Source organism: Rhizobium favelukesii, from assembly GCF_000577275.2.
Lineage (GTDB): Bacteria > Pseudomonadota > Alphaproteobacteria > Rhizobiales > Rhizobiaceae > Rhizobium > Rhizobium favelukesii.
Map to the genome: position 1 here is coordinate 1,541,536 of NZ_HG916855.1, position 20,409 is coordinate 1,561,944.

The window sequence follows — 20,409 nt, forward strand, 5'->3', positions numbered from 1 at the left end:
ATGAGTTTTCCGCTTTTCGATCTTAGCGGCAGGCGAGCATTGGTGACTGGCTCGTCGCAAGGTATTGGTTTGGCGCTCGCAAGCGGGCTTGCCCAGCATGGCGCATCCGTCGTGCTGAATGGGCGCGATAGGGCGAAACTGGAGGCGACCGCAAGAGCGCTGCGAGATACTGGTTACGATGTTGCTGTGGGCGTATTTGACGTTACCGACGCTTCTGCGGTCAAACGCGGCGTCGACGAAATCGAGGCCGCCATTGGTCCAATCGATATTCTTATCAACAATGCCGGCATGCAGTTCCGCACACCGCTGGAGGACTTCCCAGCCGAGCACTGGGAGCAGCTGCTGAAGACCAACGTCTCCAGCGTTTTTTATGTCGGCCAGGCCGTCGCCCGCCACATGATCAAGCGCGGCGCGGGGAAAATCATCAACATCGCCTCGGTGCAGAGCGAGCTCGCCCGCCCGGGTATCGCGCCCTACACGGCCACCAAGGGCGCGGTAAAGAACCTGACCCGCGGCATGTGCGCCGATTGGGCGAAGTACGGCATCCAGATTAACGCGATTGCACCGGGTTACTTCAAGACACCGCTCAATCAGGCCCTCGTCGATAACGCGGAATTCTCCTCCTGGCTTGAGAAGCGCACCCCGGCCGCCCGCTGGGGCGACGTCGACGAGTTGATCGGTGCAGCGGTTTTCCTCTCCGGAAAGGGATCATCCTTTGTCAACGGACACACGCTCTATGTCGACGGCGGCATCACCACCTGCCTCTAGTCCATCTCGTCATATTGGGCCGGTGGTTGTCATGGGCGTATCGGGTTGCGGCAAGACCTCGGTCGGCAAATTGCTCGCCTCCTATCTCGGCCACAGGTTCATCGAGGGCGATAGCCGGCACCCGCCGGCCAATTTCGAAAAAATGACCGCGGGCGTCGCCTTGACGGATGCCGACCGTTGGCCGTGGCTGGAGATGCTGGCAGCCGAGCTTGCAGCCGCAGATGACACGGTGATCTCGTGCTCGGCCTTGAAGAAATCCTACCGCGACCTTTTCAGAGATAGGGCTGGCAAGTCGATCACCTTCGTGTTCCTGCAGGGGACGAGAACGACATTGGCGTCCCGGATGAACAGCCGCAAGGGTCACTACATGCCGCCCTCCCTCTTGGACAGTCAGCTTGCCACCCTGGAGCTGCCGACCAGGGCAGTGGATGTCGTGACGATCGAGATCGACAAACCGCTGGAGCGGATCGTCTCCCTGGCAATGACAAAACTCGCGTTCATGGCGACCCGCCAACGCATGCAATCGAGGTAATGGAGGACAGAATATTGAAACCCGAAATTCTCCTGGTCGGACCCTATCCGGACTGGGATCTGGTGGAGCTGGAGAAGAGCTATCACGTTCACAAACTTTACGAAGCATCTGATGCAGATGCATTTTTGCGGAAACAGGGCGACAACATTCGCGCCGTGGCGACGCGCGGTGAACTCGGCGCTTCGGCAGCCTTGATCGGCAAGCTTCCGAAGCTCGAGGTCGTCTCCGTCTACGGCGTCGGCTACGATGCTGTCGATCTGGCAGCCTGCCGCGAGAAGGGCATCAGGGTCACGAACACACCCGACGTCTTGACCAACGACGTGGCCGATCTCGGTATCGCGATGATGCTGACACAATCACGCGGGATGATTGGGGCGGAGCGCTGGGTCAAGGATGGAAGCTGGGCAGCCAAAGGCCTCTATCCCCTGCGCCGGCGTGTCTGGGGCCGCAAGGCCGGCGTTCTCGGACTTGGTCGTATCGGCTTCGAGGTCGTAAGGCGCCTTCGTGGCTTCGACATGGATATTGCCTATAGTGACGTAACCGAAAAGTCCTATGCCGACGGCATGACCTATATCGCCGACCCGGCAGCGCTTGCCGAGCGCTCTGACTTCCTGTTCGTCACGCTTTCCGCCTCAGCTGCGACGCGGCACATCGTCTCGCGCGACGTCATCAAAGCCCTCGGTGCGGAGGGAATGTTGATCAACATCTCCCGGGCGTCCAACATCGACGAAGACGCCCTGCTCGACGCGCTTGAAACGGGCGTGCTCGGATCGGCCGCCCTTGACGTCTTCGAGGAGGAGCCGAAGCTCAACCCGCGGTTCCTTGCCCTCGACAATGTCCTACTTCAGCCGCACCATGCGTCCGGCACGGTCGAAACCCGCAAGGCCATGGGACAGCTCGTCCGTGACAATCTCGCCGCGCACTTTTCCAATGCGCCGCTTTTGACCCCCGTCGTTTGAGGTGACCGAATGAAAGCCGTCGTAATCCATGCCGCCAAGGATCTGCGCATCGAAGATCGAGAGCCGGAGGCTGTCGGTCGGGGGCAGGTCGAGGTTGCCATCGAGGCCGGAGGCATCTGCGGGTCCGACCTGCACTACTATCATCATGGTGGTTTCGGCACGGTGCGTGTGCGCGAGCCGATGATCCTCGGTCACGAGGTCGCCGGGACTGTCAAGACTGTGGGCGAGGGGGTGTCGGATCTGGCGATCGGCGATCGCGTCGCCGTCTCCCCCAGCCGCCCGTGCAATGCCTGTGACTACTGCCTGCATGGACAGCAAAATCATTGCCTCAACATGCGCTTCTACGGCAGCGCGATGCCGATGCCGCACGTCCAGGGCGCCTTCCGCCAGCGGCTCGTGGCCGAGGCGTGGCAGTGCCACAAGGTTGGCGATGACGTCTCGATCAACGAAGCGGCCTTTGCCGAGCCGTTGGCGGTCACTCTGCACGCGGTTGTTCGCGCCGGTTCGCTCGCCGGCAAGCGTGTACTGGTTACCGGCTGCGGCCCGATTGGGGCTCTCGCCATCATCGCCGCACGCGCTAACGGAGCGCGCGAAATCGTCGCCACCGACGTCATGGACGCCGTGCGTCGCAAAGCCGGCGAGGTGGGGGCCGATCGCACCATCAACGTCGCAACCGCGCCGGAAGAGCTCGCAAGCTACGCTGCCAACAAGGGCTATTTCGATATCCACTTCGAGGCGTCCGGCAACGCCAGTGCAGTCCGCTCCGGCCTTGAGGTCCTCAAGCCTCGCTCGATATTGGTTCAGCTCGGGCTCGGCGGCGATGTCTCGATCCCGCAGAACATGGTTGTTGCCAAGGAGATCGAGATGAAGGGCACCTTCCGCTTCCATGAGGAATTCGGCGTCGCCGTCGACTTGATCAACCGACGACGGGTTGATCTCTCTCCTCTCTTGAGCGGTATTTACCCCTTGAAAGAGGCTGTCGCCGCATTTGAAGCCGCCGGAGATCGCAGCAGGTCGATGAAGATCCAGCTGGCGTTCTAGGCCGCAAACCGCCAGACGTCCCCGAGGAACCTGGCGAAACCGACATCGGAAGCCCGCCGCTTAAAACGTCGAGTCCGGCGGCGGCTTGTCTACGCTTATCGACGACCTACAGCAATTCGTGACCCTTGGAGGGAGCTGCCCTTCTTGCGACAGGGAAGGGTGGATCGACCGATACGAGCTGCGACGGAAATGGGGCAATGCCATGCTTAATTCCCTGCAACCCCGGCTTAGGTGTCTGGGATGCGGTAACAAGCAAGGAAATCGCTGGATTGTGGGCCAGCTGCCACGCTAGTTTGACGCTAGGGAGCCTTCAATGACCAGCTACAACGAACTCCGCAAGACAATTGCTTACGCCTTGATCGAAGGCGGGTACCTCGACAACGACTCGTCCGTTGGCCAAGCAGCGGCGGTGAGCTTTATGTCCGGCTCCGGGATCAGGTCTTCAAGATTGGCATCGAAGAGGTCGAGCAGATCAGCGAACACCCGAACGCTTTCGATGAAGCTGAAAAGTTCGTGAAAACCCTTCCGCATCCATTCAGCAAGGGCGACGCCTGAATCCAGGCAACGACTAGAGCGCCGTACCTTTAATCGAACCCATAGCCTGCGGCTGTAAAATAGTTTCGACATTCTTGGCTGTTGAAGAGGTTGCAGATGGATCCGAGCGCATTTGAGAGTGCGTCAAACGTGCGAGCGGCGGCGGCTCGGAGATGGGCCTTAATTTTGGCGAAGGCCATTTCGATCGGGTTCAAATCTGGCGAATAAGACGGCAGAAACAGGAGCCACGCACCAACTTCCTTGAGGCAGGCTTTGGCTTTATCGCTCTTGTGAACGCGAAGATTATCCAGGATGACGACATTGCCTGGTTCGAGTGTCGGCGCAAGCTGGGTCTCGATGTAGGTGTCGAAGATTTCCCGGTTCATCGGCCTGTCAATAATCCAGGGCGCAGTAAGACCGAAACAGCGCAAGCCTGCAATGAATGTCTGTGTCCCCCAGTGGCCAAAGGGCGCATCCGTGATGAGACGCTCGCCGCGCGGGGAGCGCCCACGCAGTCTCACCATCTTTGTGTTCACCGAGGTTTCGTCCAAGAAAACAAGTCGATGCGGTTCAAATCGCATCCGGGGTTGGCGTTTCGAAATCCAGACATCACGATCCTTTCGGATATCAGCGCGAGCGCGTTCCGACGCCATTATCTGTTTTTTTATATGTGTATCCCTGCGTTATCAAAAACCGCGACAGGGACGATGGTGGAATAACCAATCCATGTTCATCCTCAAGGCGACGGGCAAGCTCTGGCATGGTGATATCCGGTTTGCCTTCGACCTGTGCGACCAGGAAATCGCGAAACGCCGACAGTTTCCCTGCACCTGGTGGCCTTCCTTGACGCGCGGGGGTTATCAGCCCAGTCCGCTCCCGGCGTTGCAGCAGCTTGATCGCACTGCTGTCGCTGATTGCGAAATGACGGGCAGCGGCTCGCCGTGATTGGCCGCTAGCGACCATGGAAACAACACGCTGACGAAGATCAACAGAATGAGATTTACCCATGTGATTCACCTCCAACCGCAGTGAATCACACCAATACCCTCGTGAAAACCCCACTCGATTCTCAATTCAAGTGCGATGCTCTAGGCCTTGATGCTGTGATCCCGGTTTCTTACGACCGGGGCTTGTGTTCCCCAGAATCTTCCCCGTAGACTGTAGCCAGAAACGAAAAAAGACGCCCCGAAGAGCGCCTTTTTCCATTTCTGGGAAGTCGAGGATTCGTAATGCCCGAGGGCAAACTGCCAATCGTTTCTCGACTTTTCGAGGCGGAGTATATGTAAAAATGACGGGAGCGTCAATTGCCGATTGAGGACACCGATCTCGCAGAGATCACCAAGCTTCTATCCCCCGAGCGTCTGAGTAACCTTCACCAGCTCACCGGTAACACCCGCTCCGCAATCGAATTCCATCAGAAAACGCTACGGCTTGGTGTCGATCTGATGAACATCACGGCAGTTATCGAGATAGCGCTGCGTAATTCCATCTGCGACAATCTCGGGCAGTTCTTCGGCCAGGCTGGCTGGCTCCTGAACCCTCCCGCCCCCTTCCAGTGGAAGGACAGCGAGAAAAACAAGATCGCAACGGCCCTCGATAGCGCCCGTAAAGCCGAATACTCCAAGCTCTCGCAGGCGGACAAACACGCGCTCGACGCCATGGCGTTTCCCAATGGCAAGCCCGCCTGTCGCATACGCAGCGTTCCAAAAGGCGGAGGGCGCATATCCAGGTCACCGATGGGAAAATCATCGCAGAGCTGACCTTCTACATCTGGAAGCGTCTGTGCGGGCCGGACTACGAGCACACGCTTTGGCGGCCGGGCCTCAAGAAGGCGTTCCCGAACAAGCGTATAAAACGTGCCGACGTGGCCGATAATCTTGAGATCGTCTACCAGTCGCGCAACAGGCTTGCTCACCACGAGCCCGTCCTATACAATCGGTTCACTGAAACCATTGCCGCCATCAAATACATTGCTCAGCACTTGGAAGCCCCCACGCCTGGTGACCATACCCCCCTTTACCGATTGATCGCTGACGACATCGTCTCCGTCGAGGCAAGTGCCGCGACCCTACATTCCGAGCTGGATGCCTACAGGCAGCCTTAGCTCAGCTTCGTCACCCATTGTCCGACGTCGGCCTTTTCCTCTGGCGAGCCGTACCGTAGCCGGTTCATCGCCGTATGAACGGCCATCAGCGCCATGGCGGCCGACTTGCCCTTCACCTGGTATGTCGAGCCGTCAGCCGTAAACGTCGCTCGATGTGGCCCGAATTCGAGGCGAATGGTGCTGTAAATGGCGGGATGCGAAACCATGATCAGATGCTCGACGCCTTGGACTGATGTCGTCCAGGTATTATCAACGCCGCGCTCTTGGACCTTATCGTAGCTCTCTGTCATCGTATCGCCGTGGGCGGCCACAGGTCGAAGGACATGAGCGCTTGAACTTCCTGTCCAGAAAACGTCCTGGTGTCCCATTTGCGAGGTCCGACATGATCTCATCACCTTACGCGGACGGCGATTTTCCGGCTTGCGGTGTTGGCTCTGAGCAGCCGCCCTTACTCGCTTTCTGCGTCCGCTTTGTTGGCGCGGACATGTAGCCGAAAGACCGACAGATATTTCCCTTCAGTGACGGCTTCACGTTCCCTCGTCTTCGCCCAGCCCGGTAGACCTCGGCATTGTCTTGCCGCTCTCGCAGGCCCGCAGGCCAGAACCCGCTTTATGACCTTACGCTTGCCCGAATATGGAACCGGCGGCTGTTCTCGCTTCCGGGCTTGGAATTCTAGGTTTGGGCTTAATCCCTCCAGTCAATTGGCACTCGAACCGAATTCATGAAGGTTACTAAAGATTAATCAATCGTTAATGTCCGGTTCGTCGACGTTTATCTAAAGTAAAAACATGAAAGCGGGGGACTTTGCATGTCTTCTCGATCTCGATCCTGACGTTGTCCAATGGCGGATGAGCGAGGAAATTGTGATCTTTGCGGAAGCGACACGGTAGTTAATCTAGGCCGCTCCCACGGCGTTAGGATTCCGGTGGCTCCCTGTATCTGCAGTATCAGACGAGTGCCAGGCGCAGACAGGCAGATCCGCCAAGGACGATTTCAATGTCTCCAGGGGTGACGAGTTCGATCGCGCCACAGAGCGTGCCCGTTGTGACGAGTGCGCCGGCCTTGAGCGACGTGTTCGGTCGCATACCATCGTTGGCGTAGTCCAAAAGCCACGTCAGCACGTCTCCCTTCGGATGCTGAGCGGGCGCGTCGTAGATCGGCTGGCCGTTGAACGTCACCTTGAGCGGCGTGCCGCTTGCCGTATCGACGGCCGGCTTTTCCATACGGGGACCGAGCACATATCCGCTGTTTCCAAGCCGATCAGCCAGGAACAGGAGGAACGAGATCTTGCCGCTCTCCTCGATGGCACTGGCTAGAAGTTCCGCACCGAGGTGAACCGCTTCGATCGCATCGACGATGTCGGCGCGGCCATAGCTGCCTTCGCGGCGTATCGGCAGGTCCCGACCGAGGCGCACGGCGATTTCCGCCTCGAACTTGGTGCCCCGCTGCCAAGGAATCCGTGCTCCAGAGTCCGCTTGCACATAGGGATGCAGGGGCGCTGTCACCGCCTGCCCATCGGGCGAGACGGTCACCTTCCAGGCGTTGCTTGCAATAGCCTCATCGGCGGCGAGAAAATTCTGCGCGTCCATTGCGTGCCTGAGATCGGCAGGCAGGGCAAATTCCGCCGTCGGCGCCTGGCTTTGTGAACGGCGCAGGCCATGTAGTTTTGCTGCTAGCGCACGTGGATCAAAGGGTGCGGCGGCTGAAGCTGCCATGAGGTCTCCTCCATATTGCTTTGAGTCGCGAGCCTATCGCTAACGCTAAGATGGAGCGAGGGGCCCCGATGAAAAGACTGCTATGCCATTGCTGCATGCCAAGCCTGGCGATAGGCGTCGAGCCCTTGAATGGCGCTCGGAGCGATGTGACGCTCGCTGCCGGCAGGCGGCTTGATGCCGCTCAGCAGCGCGGCGCCCTGGCTCGTGCCGGTCGATCCGGGGACGGCGATGACCTCACGGCTGGTGAGCGCCGCCAACAGCGTTAGGTAGGAATCGTTGAGTGCAAAAGGTCCTTCGACGATTACCGGGCCTTGCGCACCGATCAGATCGAGGCAGGCCTGGTTCATCAATGCGAGATAGAGGCACAGCGCCGCGTAACGCTCTTCGCCTGTCGCGCCCTGCGCGTTAACCCAACGGGCGCTTTTTCCGGGGAACGGTCCGGAGCCGGGCACAACGTTTGGAAGCAGCATCAGGCCTTTCACGATGACCTGCTCGACTGCTGTGGCAATCTCTTCCTTGTCAACCTGTCCGATCTCGCCTGAGATTGATTCAAATTCGCGTCCGCCCATGAAGCGGGAGGAGGGAACGGCACGGCCATAGGCATCGACATTGGCAAGTGTGTCGCGCTTGGGATCGAGATGATCGAGGTCTCCACCGACCCCGAAATTGATCACCCACGTGCCTGTCGAGACAACGGCAAACGGTGCTGTGCGATTAATCAGATGTGGCAGAAGCGACGCGTTGGAATCGTGAATGCCACAATAGACAGGGATCTCACGGGTGAAACCGATCGCTTCGGCGATGTCCGGCAGAAGCGGCCCGAGCGGATCGAAGGCGGAGCGGAGCGGCGCCATGAGATCGCGCACGCCAAGCGTGTCGACAAGCGAGGAATATCGGCCGTCACGCGGGTTCCAGAGGTCGGTGTGACAGCCGAGCGAGGTTACCTCGTTCGAAACGATGCCGGTCAGTCGCGCCGTCCAGTATTGCGGGTAGGTGAGGATCGTTGCAACCTTGGCAAAGTCATCGAGGAAGGCGGTCTTCTGGTAATGCAACTGCGCGCCGATATTCAGGCCCATGTTCTGGTGCGGCGAAAAGGTTTCCTCGAAGGGGGGGCGCAGTCGCGCATAGGCGTCGCGAATGTGGGCGGGATATTCGTGCTCGTAGTCGAGCACCGGCATGACCAAATTGCCGGCCCTATCGAGAAGCGCAGCCGACGCCCCATGGGTGGTGATCGAGATGGCGTCGAAACCAGGCTCCTTGGCAAAGGAGCGAAGGGCGTCCAATGTGAAGGACCAGAGATTGTCGATATCGTAGTGCGGATAGAGACCGTCCTTCAGGACCGTGTTCGGGGTCCTCGCAACTGCGACCTCCACGCCGGTCGCGCTGTCCAGGACCACCACTTTGGCATTGGTCTTGCCGATATCGAGAACGGCGATGCGGCTGTAGTTCGGCGTCATGGCATATGGAAGACAGTGACGAGGTCACTCTGGACAGGAGAATTGTCCGGGTTGGTTGCCATGATGTCTGCCATATGCGCCCACCACTTCTTCATGACAGGATGATCGGGCAGCCTCGCCATCGTATGATCGGCGGGCCGTGTCAGAACGCCAAACAGCGTGTTCGTGTCCCGGTCGAGATGGATCGAGTAGTCGCTGGCGCCGGATTGGTGCAGCAGTTCGACCAGTTCCGGCCAGATTTCGTCATGCCGCTTCCTGTACTCGGCTTCCATGCCTGGGTTGAGCGTCATCTTGAAGGCGTGTTTTTCGAGCGTCATTTGGAACCCATTCATTTCGAGCTCAGGGCTTTGATGCGGCGCGCGATAATCGGGATTGCGATCGTGACAATCAGAAGCAGGCCGATGAAGATCGACATGACGATACCGGGCACGTTGAGAAGTCCGAGGCCGAAGGTGACGAGGCCCATGACGAAGGCGGCGATGACGACGCCGCCGATCTTGCCGGAGCCGCCGAGGATCGAGACGCCGCCGAGGACGACCATGGTGACGACTTCGAGCTCCCATCCCTGCGCGATCGATGGGCGGGTGGAGCCGAGGCGCGAGGTCAGGCAAACCGCGGCGACACCACTCATGACGCCGGTCAGGACGAAGAGAATGAATTTCACGCGCTCGACGGGAATCCCCGAGAAGCGGGCGGCGAAGTCGTTGTTGCCGATCGTATAGACCTGCCGGCCGAAATTCGTGGCATGCAGCAGGATCGCAAATGCGATCGCCAGCACGATGAAGAGCATGAATTCGAAAGAAAAGACCCAGAAGACATAGCCCTGACCGAAGAAGGCAAAATCCTCCGGATAGCCGCCGTAGGCCTGGTCGCCGAGGACGATGTAGGAGATGCCGCGGAACAGGCTCATCGTGCCGATGGTGACGACGATCGACGGCAGCTTCATGACGGAGACGAGAAACCCGTTGAACATGCCGCACAGCAGGCCGACGCCGATGCCGATCAGGACGAGGCCGGGCGCCCCCACACCGACTTGCGCTGCCGCTCCCATAGCTGTCGAGGCAAGGGCGATAATGGCGGCAACCGAAAGGTCGATCTCGCCAGCAATGACGAGCAGCGCCATGGCAAAGGCGATCATTGCTTTTTCGGTAAAGTTGAAGGTCGCGTCCGACAGGTTCCAGGCATCCAGGAAATAGGGCGAGGCCAGCGAATTGAAGATGAAGATCAGGACGGCGACGCCGAAGAGCAGGACTTCCCAGCTCGACATGATGCGCTTGAACGGCGTGCCGAGGCGATCGGGGATGACGCGCTTTTCGCTCGGGGTGGAAACGAGTGTGCTCATGCTGCCACCTCTGCCGGGCTGTCTGCTGCGGCCTTGTCGCGCAGGATGATGCGGCCGCGATTGCGCTCGCGCCTTGCGTTGAAGACGACGGCGAGAATGATGACGGTGCCCGAGATCGCCATCTGCGTGAAAGGCGAAATACCGATGACGGGCAAAGCATTCTTGATGACGCCCAAAAAGAGGGCGCCAAGTATCGTCCCGATGACGGAGCCGACGCCGCCGGCAATCGAGATGCCGCCGATGACGCAGGCAGCCACGCTATCCAGCTCAAAGCCGCTGGCGATATCAACATAGGCAACCGCGTAGCGCGAGACCCATAGGTAGCTTGCAAGACCGGCAAGTGCACCTGACAGCACGAAAGCGAGGAACTTCGTCCAGCCGACATCGATGCCGGCATAGACGGCGGCCGTCGGATTGCCCCCCGCAGCGTAGGCCGAGCGACCGAACTGGGTATGCTTCAAGAGCATGTAGATCAGCGCGACGATGATGATCGCAGCCCAACTGAGGACCGGCATGCCGAGGATGACAGTGCGCGGAACATTGAGGAAGATCGGCGTCATCTGATGGGCGTTCACCCACTCACCACCCGACAGCACGAAGGCCATGCCGCGATAGATGGTCAGTGTTCCGAGCGTGACAACGATCGGTGGGATCTCCAGCGCCCAGACGAGAAATCCGTTGATCGCGCCGAGAAAGGCGCCGATCAGGATTGCCGCAAGGATGAGCACGACAAGAGGCAAGTCCGGATAGGCGGCATTCATCATTGCAATCGCCATGCCGGTAAAGGCAAGGTTTGCAGCAACGGACAGGTCGATCGACTTGGTCAGAATAACGGTCATCTGGGCGAGTGCGAGGATGATCAGGATCGACGTGTCGTTGAAGATCGCAGCCAGGTTGCCGGGTGTCGCGAAATCCTGAGCTCGTGTCGAGAAGATCGCGACCATGACCGCGATAATGACGAAGAGCAGGGTTTCGCGTTTTTTCAGGAGTCTGGACATTCCGATTACCTCAAGCATTACCGGTCGCGGCGCGAACCAGCGTTTCCGGCGTCAGATCCTTGCGTTCGAAAAGGCCGGCCATCAGGCCTTCCTTCATCACGAGGACCCGGTCGGACATTCCGATGACCTCGGGCAGCTCCGACGAGATCATGATGATCGATAGACCCTCGGCTGCGAGTTCGCTGATGAAGCCGTGCACGGCGGCCTTAGAGCCGATGTCGATGCCCTTGGTCGGTTCATCGAGAATGATCACCTTGGGCTTCGTTGCCAGCCATTTGCCGATAACGACTTTCTGCTGGTTGCCGCCCGATAACGTCCCGACGGCAACGGAGAGTGCCGCGGCGCGCAGATCGAGGCGCTCGGCATATTTGCGCGCCAGGGCAAATTCATTGGCCGCCTTCAGGAAGCCCTTGCGCGATGTGCGTGCGAGCGAGGGCAGGGTCATGTTCTGGTAGATCGGCATCGGCAGAGCCAAGCCGTGGCGGCCGCGCTCTTCGGGCACGTAGACGATGCCGGCGCCGATGGCGTCGAGCGGCGAATGGATTGCAAGCTCTTGACCTTCCAGCCTCAGCTTGCCGGATGCAGGCTTGGTGATGCCGAAGAGTGACTGGCAAAGCTCGGAGCGACCGGCGCCGATCAGTCCGTAAACACCGAGGATCTCACCCTTGCGGAGGGTGAACGAGATGTCGCGAAACTCGGTCCGGTGACAGTATTTCTCGACCTGAAACACCGGGCCGCCGATGGCCACGTCGATCTTCGGGAATGCATTTTCCACATCGCGGCCGACCATGAGGCGGACGATGTCGTCTTGTGGCGTCTCCTTGAGTTGGCCGTGGCCAACCGCACGACCGTCGCGGAAAACCACGAAGTTGTCAGCGATCTCGTAAAGCTCGTCGAACTTGTGGCTGATGAAAAGGATCGCCTTGCCCTGTGCCTTCAGGCCCTCGACGATACGAAAGAGATCGTCGATTTCCTTGCGCGAAAGTGCTGCGGTCGGCTCGTCCATGATGACGATGCGCGCTTCGATGGAGAGCGCGCGGGCGATGGCGACGAGATGGCGCTGAGCAATGGAGAGATCCTTGAGGCGGATCGTCGGATCGATATTGCTTTCAAGCGAACGCAGCAATTCCTTCGAGCGACTGTTCATCAATTTCCAGTCGATCGTGCGAAATCTCGTGCGCGGCGCATGGCCGAGGAAAATGTTTTCGCCAACCGTCAGTTCATCGAAGAGCACGGTTTCCTGATGGATGGCGGTGACACCGACGTCGATGGCAGCCTGCGCATTGGCGAAGGTTGTCAGCTTGCCGTCGACGATGATCTCGCCTTCGTTCGGTCGATAAATACCGGTCAGGATCTTGACGAGCGTCGATTTGCCGGCACCATTTTCGCCGATCAGGGCGGTCACTTTGCCGGGATAGAGCGCGATGCTGACGTTATCGAGCGCCTTCACGCCGGGGAAGATCTGCGAAATGCCACGCATTTCCAGAATGGCGGGCGCGTCGTCGGTCTTGGAGCCTGCGACGGGTTGTTGAAGGGCAGTGTTCATCAGCGGTTACCGGTGTCGAATTGGGAGGTCCCGGCGGCCTGAGCCGCCGGGTTCTGTTTCTGGAGCGAGATCAGGCTCAGAAGACCTTCGAGAACTGGTCGATGTTCGATGCATTGTAGACGAAGGGATCTGCCATAGCAGCTTCGCCGTTGTCGCCGATCTTGATCTTACCCATGCGGCCGGCCTCGATTTCGGTGCCCGGCTTGCCAGTCGCGTCACCCTTGACGAGGTGATAGGCGATCTGCGTTGCGGAGTAGCCGAGGTCGATCGGGTTCCAGATGGCGAATTCCTTCGTCGCACCCGACTTGATCGCACCGGCCATCTCCGAGGGCAGGCCGAGGCCCGTCACGTAGACCTTACCGACGAGGCCCTTATCTTCGACAACCTTGGAAGCGGCCAGAACACCGACCGTCGTCGGAGCAACGATGACCTTGACGTTCGGGTTCGACTTCAAAAGGCCTTCCGCCTCACGATAGGACTTGTCCGAAAGGTCGTCGCCGTAAACTGTGGTGACGAGGTTGAGGCCCGGGAAGTCCTTAAGCTGCTTTTTCATCTGGTCGATCCAGATGTTCTGGTTGGTCGAGGTCGTCGTGGCCGATAGGATTGCAAAGTCGCCCTTGCCGCCTTCGAGGTGGTCCTTGGCGAGCGTCAGGCACATCTTGCCGATCAGTTCGTTGGACGACGGGTTCAGCTGCAGGATGCGGCCGTCCTTGTTGACGCCGGAATCCCAGGAGATGACTTTGATGCCGCGTTGCTTGGCCTTCTTCAGCGCCGGGATAACAGCATCCGGATCGTTGGCGGAGATGGCGATGGCGTCAACACCTTGAGCGATCAGCGAGTTGATGACTTCGATCTGGCCTTCGGCCGTCGTCGAGGTCGGACCGGTGTAGATTACTTCCACGCCGCCGAGTTCCTTAGCTGCTTCCTGCGCGCCCTTGTTGGCAGCTTCGAAGAAGCCGTTTCCGAGCGACTTTACCACGAGACCAATCTTGACGTCCTTGGCGCTTGCGGCGCCGGCCATCATGGCCACGGCAAACGCCACGCCGATTGCGAGTGTCTTTGCGAGTTTCATGCTTTCATCCTCCCACGTTGATAAGACTTGACTAACATCCTGCCGGCGCCACTCACGCGACGGACGAGGAACCCTCCTTCGATTGCGAGACTGCGACGCTCGCAATGACGAGCTTGATGCCCGCATCTTCGATCATTTTCACCGCACCCTCTGGAATGCCGTCGTCGGTGATGATCGTCGAAACACGGTCGAGCCGGCACAGAATGAGGCTCGACCGGCGGTGAAACTTGCTGGAATCGACCATGACGACCAACTCGTCGGCCTGGTGCATCAGCTTCTGTTCGCTTTGAATGATTTGCGCGTCGGCTTCCATGATGCCGAGCGGACCGACGCCCTGGGCGCCGATGAAGAAGCGGCGGGCGTAGAAATTGCGGATCGCGTCATTGTCGAAGGGCGACAGAATCAGGCTCTGCTCGCGATAAATCACGCCGCCAGGGACTGTTACGGTATTCTTCGAGTGCTTGACCAGATGCTCGGCGATGGCAAACGAATTGGTCATGACCTGCATGCGATGGGCGGCCATGAAATGCACCATTTGGAAGGTGGTCGTCCCACCATTGATGATGATGGCATCGCCTGGATCGCACAGATCGACGGCTGCACGCGCGATTGAGCGCTTTTTATCGATATTGACAGATTCCGAAACCCGGAAGGGCCGTCCGGCGAGATTACCGAGCTGCGGCGGGTGAACCGCCTCTGCACCGCCACGCACACGCCGGATCTTCCCCTGCACATGAAGGGCCGCGATGTCACGCCGGATCGTCGCCTCGGAAGCCTCGGTCAATTCGGATATATCCTGAACAGTGACGACCGACTTTTCCTGAACGGCGCTCAATATGATGCGATGGCGTTCGCGTTCGTGCATGGGGCTCCTCCTAGCTTGCTTATTTCGCAGTTGTGAGAATGTGTCAATCAAAAACGATCAAGAATTTGCATATTGCACTGCACAATAAGCGTGTTTGATCGTTTTTGATTGACAACGCGTATTTTGATGAGCGATACCGTCAGCGCAAGAGGCGCGTTTTTGTTTCGCGTCTTCAAGAAATTTCTTTATGGGAGGATGACATGGCGGCAACCGTCCGGCTTCTTGATAACCGTTGGGCCGATGCTTACGCTGCTGGCCTCGATGAGCCCGGCAAGCTGCTGTATCGCTCGAATCTGCTCGGCGCCGACAAGCGCATTACCAACTACGGTGGCGGCAATACCTCTGCCAAGGTCACGGAAACCGATCCGCTGACCGGCGAGAAGGTCAAGATCCTGTGGGTAAAGGGTTCGGGCGGCGACGTCGGGACCATCAAGCTCGACGGCTTTGCGACGCTCTACCAGGACAAGCTCGACTCCCTGAAGGGTATCTACAAGGGCGTCGAAGACGAAGACCGCATGGTCGGCTTCCTGCCACACTGCACCTACAATCTTAATAGCCGTGCCGCCTCGATCGACACCCCACTGCATGGGTTCGTGCCTTTCACCCATGTCGACCACATGCATCCGGATGCGATCATCGCGATCGCCGCCTCCAGGAATTCCAAGGAACTGACCAGGCAGATCTTCGGTGACACGATTGGCTGGCTGCCGTGGCGCCGCCCAGGCTTCCAGCTCGGCCTCGACCTCGAAGCCTTCGTCAAGGCAAACCCGAATGCCAAGGGCGTCGTCCTCGAAAGCCACGGTCTCTTCACCTGGGCAGACGATGCCAAGACCTGCTATGAGCTGACGCTTGCTGTTATCAACAAGGCAATTACCTGGTTTGCGGAACAGACCGAAGGCAAGACAATCTTCGGCGGCGTCGCCACGCAGAGCCTGCCGTTGGAAGAGCGTCGCGCCATCGCCGCACGCCTGATGCCTGAGATCCGCGGGCGTATCGGCAAGGCGGAGCGCAAGCTCGGTCATTTCGACGATCAGGATGCCGTGCTAGAATTCGTCAACTCCAAGAACCTGCGTCCGCTCGGTGCGCTTGGTACGAGTTGCCCGGACCACTTCCTGCGCACCAAGATCCGCCCGCTGATCGTCGATTTCGATCCGGCAAAGCCGGATGTCGATGCTGTCATTGCATCGCTCGACAAGGCACTTGAGGACTACCGCGCTGATTACGCGCGTTACTACAACGACTGCAAGCACGACAACTCGCCGGCCATGCGCGATGCCAATCCGGTCGTCTTCCTTGTCCCGGGCGTTGGCATGCTTTCGTTTGCACGCGATAAGGCCACGGCGCGCATCGCAAGCGAGTTCTACGTCAATGCCATCAATGTGATGCGCGGCGCGTCGACCGTTTCCGAATATCAGGGTCTGCCTGAACAGGAAGCCTTCGATATCGAGTACTGGTTGCTCGAGGAGGCCAAGCTGCAGCGCATGCCGAAGCCGAAGAGCCTTGCTGGTCGCGTTGCCTTCGTCACCGGTGGCGCCGGCGGCATCGGCCGCGCAACAGCGGCCCGTTTGATCGGCGAGGGCGCCTGCGTGGTTCTGGCTGATATCGACCAGGCGGCTCTCGACGGCACGCAGGCCGATTTTGCCAAGCAGTTCGGCACCGATGCCGTTCGCGGCGTCAAGCTTGACGTCACCAAGGAAGACGCGGTGATCGCGTCCTTCGCCGGAGCCTGTGTCGAGTTCGGCGGTGTGGACATCCTCGTTTCCAACGCGGGTATCGCGTCGTCCGCGCCGATCGAAAGCACCGAGCTTTCGATGTGGAACAAGAACATCGACATTCTGGCCACCGGATATTTCCTGGTATCGCGTGAAGCCTTCCGTCTGTTCCGCAAGCAGGACCTCGGCGGCAACGTCGTGTTCGTCGCCTCCAAGAACGGTCTCGCCTCTTCGCCGAACGCGGCAGCCTATTGCACGGCAAAGGCTGCGGAAATCCATCTGGCCCGTTGCCTGGCGCTCGAGGGCGCAGAAGCAGGCATTCGCGTCAACACCGTCAACCCAGATGCCGTTTTGCGCGGTTCGAAGATCTGGAGCGGTGAGTGGCGCGAACAACGTGCAGCGTCGTCGAAGATCGAAATCAACGAGCTGGAGGAGCACTACCGCAAGCGCTCGATGCTGAAGCTCAACGTCTTCCCGGAAGATATTGCAGAGGCGATCTACTTCCTGGCGTCCGATCTTTCGGCCAAGTCCACCGGCAACATCATCAACGTCGATGCCGGTAACGCGCAGAGCTTCCCGCGCTAAGTTGAGTTAAGGCGGCGGGCGCCTTGCCCGCCGTACCCCATCCACATTCTCGGGAGGAATTCATGGCCGAGTCCAAGATCGCGCAGGATGTCATTGCGCAGGAAAACGACAAGCGCGCTGACGCGCTGAAATCAGACTATGAGGCGCTCGGCGCCCATCTGGCCCGCCGCGGCATCGACATCGAGACGATCACGGGGAAGGTCTCGGAATTCTTCGTCGCCATACCCTCGTGGGGTGTTGGAACGGGCGGCACCCGCTTTGCCCGCTTTCCCGGCACCGGTGAACCGCGCGGCATTTTCGACAAGCTCGACGACTGCTCCGTCATCAACGAGTTGACGCGTGCGACACCGAACGTGTCGCTGCACATTCCTTGGGACAAGGCCGACGCCAAGGAGCTCAGGGCGAAGGGCGATGCGCTCGGCCTCGGCTTCGACGCGATGAACTCCAATACCTTCTCGGATGCACCCGGCCAGAAGCATTCCTACAAGTATGGCTCGCTCAGCCATACCGATGCGGCAACGCGCGCGCAGGCCGTCGAACACAATCTCGAATGCATCGAGATCGGCAAGGCGATCGGCTCCAAGGCGCTGACAGTCTGGGTCGGCGATGGCTCGAATTTCCCCGGCCAGAGCAACTTCACCAAGGCGTTCGAACGCTATCTCGCCTCGATGGGCGACATCTACAAGGCGCTGCCGGATGACTGGAAACTGTTTTCCGAGCACAAGATGTACGAGCCCGCCTTCTACTCCACGGTCGTCCAGGACTGGGGCACCAACTACTTGATCGCCCAGACGCTTGGACCAAAGGCGCAGTGCCTAGTCGACCTCGGCCATCATGCACCCAATACCAATATCGAGATGATCGTCGCCCGTCTCGTTCAGTTCGGAAAGCTCGGCGGCTTCCATTTCAACGATTCCAAATATGGTGACGACGATCTCGACGCTGGTGCGATCGAACCCTACCGCCTGTTCCTCGTCTTCAACGAGCTTGTCGATGCAGAGCAGCGCGGCGTCAACGATTTTAATCCGGCGCACATGATCGACCAGTCGCACAACGTCACCGACCCGATCGAGAGCCTGATCAACAGCGCCAATGAGATCCGTCGTGCCTACGCACAGGCTCTCCTCGTCGACCGCAAGGCGCTTGCCGGCTACCAGGACGAGAATGACGCGCTGATGGCGACAGAGACGCTGAAGCGCGCCTACCGTGCCGACGTTGAGCCGATCCTTGCCGAAGCCCGCCGCCGTGCCGGTGGCGCGATCGATCCCGTCGCGACCTATCGTGTCAGCGGCTACCGCAGGAAGGTCGCCGCCGAACGCCCGGTATCGGCCGCCGGCGGCGGTGGCATTATCTGATCCTTAAGCCTCCCAAGGCTGTTCTGTCGGGCCGCTGTCCAAGGGATAGCGGCCCGATCGTGTCTTACGGCTTCCATTCGCCGGCAATCTGGCGGGTGGCGATGTTCAGCCTGTTCCAGACGTTGATGTTGGCGATGGCGATGACGAGGGCTGCCAGGCTCTTGCCGTCGAAATGCCGCGTGGCCTCGTCCCAGATGTCGTCCGGTACGGGGTCGGTACGATCGCTGACACGCGTGACCGCCTCGGTCAGCGCAAGGGCTGCCCGCTCGGCAGGCGTGAAATACGGTGTGTCGCGCCAGGCGCTGACGGCAAACAGACGCTCATCGCTCTCGCCTGCTTTCTTGGCGATGCGTGGATGCCCGTCGATGCAGACGCTGCAGCCATTGATTTGGCTGGCGCGCAGATTGACGAGTTCTAAAAGGATTGGCGAAAGACCTGATTTGGCCGGCAATGTGCCGAGGGCGTGCAGTGCCTGCATCGCTTCGGGAATGACGACAGCTGGGTTTCCCATTCTCGCTTGCATCATATGTCTCCTTGATGTGTTGTCGAAATGACGCCGCCGGCGGTGTCGTGTCACACCGGCCAGGTTTCGTTCGTCATGCCTTTGACGGAACAGACTGGAGGAATGTGACAATGGATGAGAAAAATTGGCTGGCGGGAGAATTCGAAGCGAACAGGGCGCATCTCGCCACGGTCGCTTATCGCATGCTTGGCTCCCGCACGGAGGCAGACGATGCCGTTCAGGAGGCCTGGCTGCGGCTCGGCCGCTCCGACGCGGACTCAATCGACAATATGGGTGGTTGGCTGACGACCGTCGTGGCGCGGATCTGCCTGGACATGCTGCGCTCGAGAAAGACGAGGCGGGAAGAACCGTTTGACCTTCCCGTGCATGAACGGCTTGCAGACCCGTCAAAGGCTGTTGATCCGGAGGGGGAGGTGGCCTTTGCCGACGCCGTCGGCGTGGCACTGCTAATTGTCCTCGAGACATTGGCTCCGGCTGAGCGCGTCGCCTTTGTGCTGCACGACATGTTCGATCTGCCCTTCGACGATATCGCACCCATCATCAATCGCTCATCGGCCGCAACGCGCCAGCTTGCAAGCCGCGCTCGCCGCCGCGTGCACGGAGCGACCGATGTGCCGGAAGCGGATGCCGCACACAAGAGGACGATCGTCAACGCGTTCCTCGCGGCTTCGCGGCTCGGCGATCTCAACGCGCTGCTTGCGGTTCTCGATCCGCAGGTGGTCTTCACCCCCGACGCCATGGCAATGCGGTATAATCCTTCCGTTCGCGAGCTTCACGGCGCATCAGCGGTCGCAGAGACCTTCAAGGGTCGCGCCCAAGCTGCCAAGCCTGCGCTCATCGATGGGGAGTTCGGGCTCGTGGTGTCCGTCGCAGGAGACCTGCGTGTTGTTCTGCTTCTAACCTTCGACGGAGACAGAATCTCAGCGATCGATGCCGTTGCCGATCGCGACTATCTTGACCACCTGCAATATGAGCTGCTGGAACCAACGGAGCCCGGCCTCTGAAATGAAAAGCCGTCGCTTGGCTCAGCGACGGCTCTTACGGGGGCAGGGAAGGGCCCAAGGTTTCAGCAAAAGCTGCACATGGCAGCCGGGTTGCCGGAGATCACGTTCATAAACTTGCTCACCGGAGAGGGGCGCTGCTCACGCTTCTTGGCGGCCGTCTCAAGGAGACGCTTGAAATCGTCAATTTTCACGCCGTCAGCGCGGAGCACCATGGCGATCAGGGGGTCGCGAAGGGCTTCGGTAATGGTCAGGTCTTCTCTGGTCTTGCTCATGGTTTGCCTCCTTTCGTGGGCGGTA

At 59.5% G+C, this 20,409-nt stretch carries 22 protein-coding genes; 9 read left to right on the forward strand and 13 right to left on the reverse strand.

Features of this window, described 5'->3' with window-relative positions:
* Genes LPU83_RS70785 through LPU83_RS70800 form a run of 4 tightly spaced genes read left to right on the forward strand, consistent with a single transcriptional unit; the run spans nucleotide 1 to nucleotide 3,300 of the window.
* Nucleotides 1–768, forward strand: coding sequence for an SDR family oxidoreductase (locus LPU83_RS70785; protein WP_024318552.1), 768 nt, complete (start codon nucleotides 1–3; stop codon nucleotides 766–768).
* Nucleotides 737–1,300, forward strand: a complete 564-nt coding sequence (locus tag LPU83_RS70790; protein ID WP_024318551.1) for a gluconokinase — start codon at nucleotides 737–739, stop codon at nucleotides 1,298–1,300. The genes LPU83_RS70785 and LPU83_RS70790 overlap by 32 nt, the downstream gene beginning before the upstream one ends.
* A gap of 11 nt (nucleotides 1,301–1,311) precedes the next feature.
* Entirely contained in the window at nucleotides 1,312–2,259 is a 948-nt protein-coding gene (locus LPU83_RS70795) for a 2-hydroxyacid dehydrogenase (RefSeq protein WP_024318550.1), read from the forward strand.
* Nucleotides 2,260–2,268: 9 nt separating this feature from the next.
* A complete protein-coding gene (locus LPU83_RS70800) occupies nucleotides 2,269–3,300 on the forward strand; it encodes an L-idonate 5-dehydrogenase (RefSeq protein ID WP_024318549.1) in 1,032 nt (343 codons plus the stop codon).
* 348 nt (nucleotides 3,301–3,648) lie between these two features.
* Here the strand turns inward: LPU83_RS70800 and LPU83_RS70805 are convergent, their stop codons facing one another.
* Entirely contained in the window at nucleotides 3,649–3,831 is a 183-nt protein-coding gene (locus tag LPU83_RS70805; RefSeq protein ID WP_024318548.1) for a hypothetical protein, read from the reverse strand.
* 53 nt (nucleotides 3,832–3,884) lie between these two features.
* A protein-coding gene (locus LPU83_RS70810; RefSeq protein WP_112334086.1) for an IS630 family transposase occupies nucleotides 3,885–4,842 on the reverse strand; the annotation gives its coding sequence in 2 pieces (ribosomal slippage) (nucleotides 3,885–4,490 and nucleotides 4,492–4,842; 957 coding nt in all).
* 296 nt (nucleotides 4,843–5,138) lie between these two features.
* Between LPU83_RS70810 and LPU83_RS70815 the strand changes: the two genes are divergently transcribed.
* On the forward strand, nucleotides 5,139–5,594 hold the full coding sequence (locus LPU83_RS70815; protein ID WP_024317570.1) for a hypothetical protein: 456 nt from the start codon (nucleotides 5,139–5,141) through the stop codon (nucleotides 5,592–5,594).
* A gap of 104 nt (nucleotides 5,595–5,698) precedes the next feature.
* A complete protein-coding gene (locus tag LPU83_RS70820) occupies nucleotides 5,699–5,938 on the forward strand; it encodes a hypothetical protein (protein WP_040680979.1) in 240 nt (79 codons plus the stop codon).
* On the opposite strand, the gene LPU83_RS70825 is transcribed toward LPU83_RS70820, so the two are convergent.
* From LPU83_RS70825 to LPU83_RS70865, 9 genes are all read right to left on the reverse strand, one after another.
* The gene (locus LPU83_RS70825) at nucleotides 5,935–6,228 is read right to left on the reverse strand and encodes a hypothetical protein (protein ID WP_141652598.1); all 294 of its coding nucleotides are present in this window, start codon (nucleotides 6,226–6,228) and stop codon (nucleotides 5,935–5,937) included. The two genes, LPU83_RS70820 and LPU83_RS70825, sit on opposite strands and share 4 nt — an antisense overlap.
* 657 nt (nucleotides 6,229–6,885) lie before the next feature.
* On the reverse strand, nucleotides 6,886–7,653 hold the full coding sequence (locus LPU83_RS70830; protein ID WP_024317573.1) for a fumarylacetoacetate hydrolase family protein: 768 nt from the start codon (nucleotides 7,651–7,653) through the stop codon (nucleotides 6,886–6,888).
* Nucleotides 7,654–7,733: 80 nt separating this feature from the next.
* Nucleotides 7,734–9,110, reverse strand: coding sequence for an FGGY-family carbohydrate kinase (locus LPU83_RS70835; RefSeq protein WP_024317574.1), 1,377 nt, complete (start codon nucleotides 9,108–9,110; stop codon nucleotides 7,734–7,736).
* Complete coding sequence (gene rhaM, locus LPU83_RS70840) at nucleotides 9,107–9,427, reverse strand: L-rhamnose mutarotase (RefSeq protein ID WP_024317575.1); 321 nt, start codon at nucleotides 9,425–9,427, stop codon at nucleotides 9,107–9,109. Before rhaM ends, LPU83_RS70835 begins: the two co-directional genes overlap by 4 nt.
* Nucleotides 9,428–9,438: 11 nt before the next feature.
* Nucleotides 9,439–10,452 carry an ABC transporter permease gene (locus LPU83_RS70845; protein WP_024317576.1) on the reverse strand — a complete coding sequence of 338 codons (1,014 nt, stop codon included), beginning with the start codon at nucleotides 10,450–10,452 and terminating at the stop codon, nucleotides 9,439–9,441.
* Entirely contained in the window at nucleotides 10,449–11,450 is a 1,002-nt protein-coding gene (locus LPU83_RS70850; protein WP_024317577.1) for an ABC transporter permease, read from the reverse strand. Before LPU83_RS70850 ends, LPU83_RS70845 begins: the two co-directional genes overlap by 4 nt.
* Nucleotides 11,451–11,460: 10 nt before the next feature.
* On the reverse strand, nucleotides 11,461–12,996 hold the full coding sequence (locus LPU83_RS70855) for a sugar ABC transporter ATP-binding protein (protein WP_024317578.1): 1,536 nt from the start codon (nucleotides 12,994–12,996) through the stop codon (nucleotides 11,461–11,463).
* Nucleotides 12,997–13,072: 76 nt separating this feature from the next.
* Nucleotides 13,073–14,068, reverse strand: coding sequence for a rhamnose ABC transporter substrate-binding protein (gene rhaS / locus LPU83_RS70860; protein ID WP_024317579.1), 996 nt, complete (start codon nucleotides 14,066–14,068; stop codon nucleotides 13,073–13,075).
* Between the two features lie 52 nt (nucleotides 14,069–14,120).
* The gene (locus LPU83_RS70865) at nucleotides 14,121–14,933 is read right to left on the reverse strand and encodes a DeoR/GlpR family DNA-binding transcription regulator (RefSeq protein ID WP_024317580.1); all 813 of its coding nucleotides are present in this window, start codon (nucleotides 14,931–14,933) and stop codon (nucleotides 14,121–14,123) included.
* A 200-nt stretch (nucleotides 14,934–15,133) separates the two neighbouring features.
* On the opposite strand from LPU83_RS70865, the gene LPU83_RS70870 reads away from it, so the two are divergent.
* Both LPU83_RS70870 and rhaI read left to right on the forward strand, forming a co-directional pair.
* Nucleotides 15,134–17,230, forward strand: a complete 2,097-nt coding sequence (locus LPU83_RS70870) for a bifunctional rhamnulose-1-phosphate aldolase/short-chain dehydrogenase (RefSeq protein WP_024317581.1) — start codon at nucleotides 15,134–15,136, stop codon at nucleotides 17,228–17,230.
* Nucleotides 17,231–17,292: 62 nt separating this feature from the next.
* Entirely contained in the window at nucleotides 17,293–18,585 is a 1,293-nt protein-coding gene (gene rhaI / locus LPU83_RS70875) for an L-rhamnose catabolism isomerase (protein WP_024317582.1), read from the forward strand.
* Nucleotides 18,586–18,649: 64 nt separating this feature from the next.
* Here rhaI and LPU83_RS70880 read toward each other — a convergent pair whose 3' ends face one another.
* A complete protein-coding gene (locus tag LPU83_RS70880) occupies nucleotides 18,650–19,108 on the reverse strand; it encodes a carboxymuconolactone decarboxylase family protein (protein WP_024317583.1) in 459 nt (152 codons plus the stop codon).
* Nucleotides 19,109–19,218: 110 nt separating this feature from the next.
* Between LPU83_RS70880 and LPU83_RS70885 the strand changes: the two genes are divergently transcribed.
* Nucleotides 19,219–20,112, forward strand: a complete 894-nt coding sequence (locus LPU83_RS70885) for a sigma-70 family RNA polymerase sigma factor (protein WP_024317584.1) — start codon at nucleotides 19,219–19,221, stop codon at nucleotides 20,110–20,112.
* Nucleotides 20,113–20,174: 62 nt separating this feature from the next.
* On the opposite strand, the gene LPU83_RS70890 is transcribed toward LPU83_RS70885, so the two are convergent.
* Nucleotides 20,175–20,384 (reverse strand): hypothetical protein, encoded by a 210-nt coding sequence (locus LPU83_RS70890; protein ID WP_024317585.1) that lies wholly within the window; start codon nucleotides 20,382–20,384, stop codon nucleotides 20,175–20,177.
* Nucleotides 20,385–20,409: the final 25 nt, after the last annotated feature.

What these genes read in the sequence shown, in the direction of transcription:
- LPU83_RS70830 (WP_024317573.1), bottom strand. Translation starts at nt 7,653, where the DNA reads ATGGCAGCTTCAGCCGCCGCACCCTTTGATCCACGTGCGCTAGCAGCA.
- LPU83_RS70800 (WP_024318549.1), top strand. Translation starts at nt 2,269, where the DNA reads ATGAAAGCCGTCGTAATCCATGCCGCCAAGGATCTGCGCATCGAAGAT.
- LPU83_RS70835 (WP_024317574.1), bottom strand. Translation starts at nt 9,110, where the DNA reads ATGACGCCGAACTACAGCCGCATCGCCGTTCTCGATATCGGCAAGACC.
- rhaI (WP_024317582.1), top strand. Translation starts at nt 17,293, where the DNA reads ATGGCCGAGTCCAAGATCGCGCAGGATGTCATTGCGCAGGAAAACGAC.
- LPU83_RS70855 (WP_024317578.1), bottom strand. Translation starts at nt 12,996, where the DNA reads ATGAACACTGCCCTTCAACAACCCGTCGCAGGCTCCAAGACCGACGAC.
- LPU83_RS70890 (WP_024317585.1), bottom strand. Translation starts at nt 20,384, where the DNA reads ATGAGCAAGACCAGAGAAGACCTGACCATTACCGAAGCCCTTCGCGAC.
- LPU83_RS70825 (WP_141652598.1), bottom strand. Translation starts at nt 6,228, where the DNA reads ATGACAGAGAGCTACGATAAGGTCCAAGAGCGCGGCGTTGATAATACC.
- rhaS (WP_024317579.1), bottom strand. Translation starts at nt 14,068, where the DNA reads ATGAAACTCGCAAAGACACTCGCAATCGGCGTGGCGTTTGCCGTGGCC.
- LPU83_RS70785 (WP_024318552.1), top strand. Translation starts at nt 1, where the DNA reads ATGAGTTTTCCGCTTTTCGATCTTAGCGGCAGGCGAGCATTGGTGACT.
- LPU83_RS70845 (WP_024317576.1), bottom strand. Translation starts at nt 10,452, where the DNA reads ATGAGCACACTCGTTTCCACCCCGAGCGAAAAGCGCGTCATCCCCGAT.
- LPU83_RS70865 (WP_024317580.1), bottom strand. Translation starts at nt 14,933, where the DNA reads ATGCACGAACGCGAACGCCATCGCATCATATTGAGCGCCGTTCAGGAA.
- LPU83_RS70870 (WP_024317581.1), top strand. Translation starts at nt 15,134, where the DNA reads ATGGCGGCAACCGTCCGGCTTCTTGATAACCGTTGGGCCGATGCTTAC.
- LPU83_RS70790 (WP_024318551.1), top strand. Translation starts at nt 737, where the DNA reads ATGTCGACGGCGGCATCACCACCTGCCTCTAGTCCATCTCGTCATATT.
- LPU83_RS70805 (WP_024318548.1), bottom strand. Translation starts at nt 3,831, where the DNA reads ATGCGGAAGGGTTTTCACGAACTTTTCAGCTTCATCGAAAGCGTTCGG.
- LPU83_RS70885 (WP_024317584.1), top strand. Translation starts at nt 19,219, where the DNA reads ATGGATGAGAAAAATTGGCTGGCGGGAGAATTCGAAGCGAACAGGGCG.
- rhaM (WP_024317575.1), bottom strand. Translation starts at nt 9,427, where the DNA reads ATGACGCTCGAAAAACACGCCTTCAAGATGACGCTCAACCCAGGCATG.
- LPU83_RS70850 (WP_024317577.1), bottom strand. Translation starts at nt 11,450, where the DNA reads ATGTCCAGACTCCTGAAAAAACGCGAAACCCTGCTCTTCGTCATTATC.
- LPU83_RS70880 (WP_024317583.1), bottom strand. Translation starts at nt 19,108, where the DNA reads ATGCAAGCGAGAATGGGAAACCCAGCTGTCGTCATTCCCGAAGCGATG.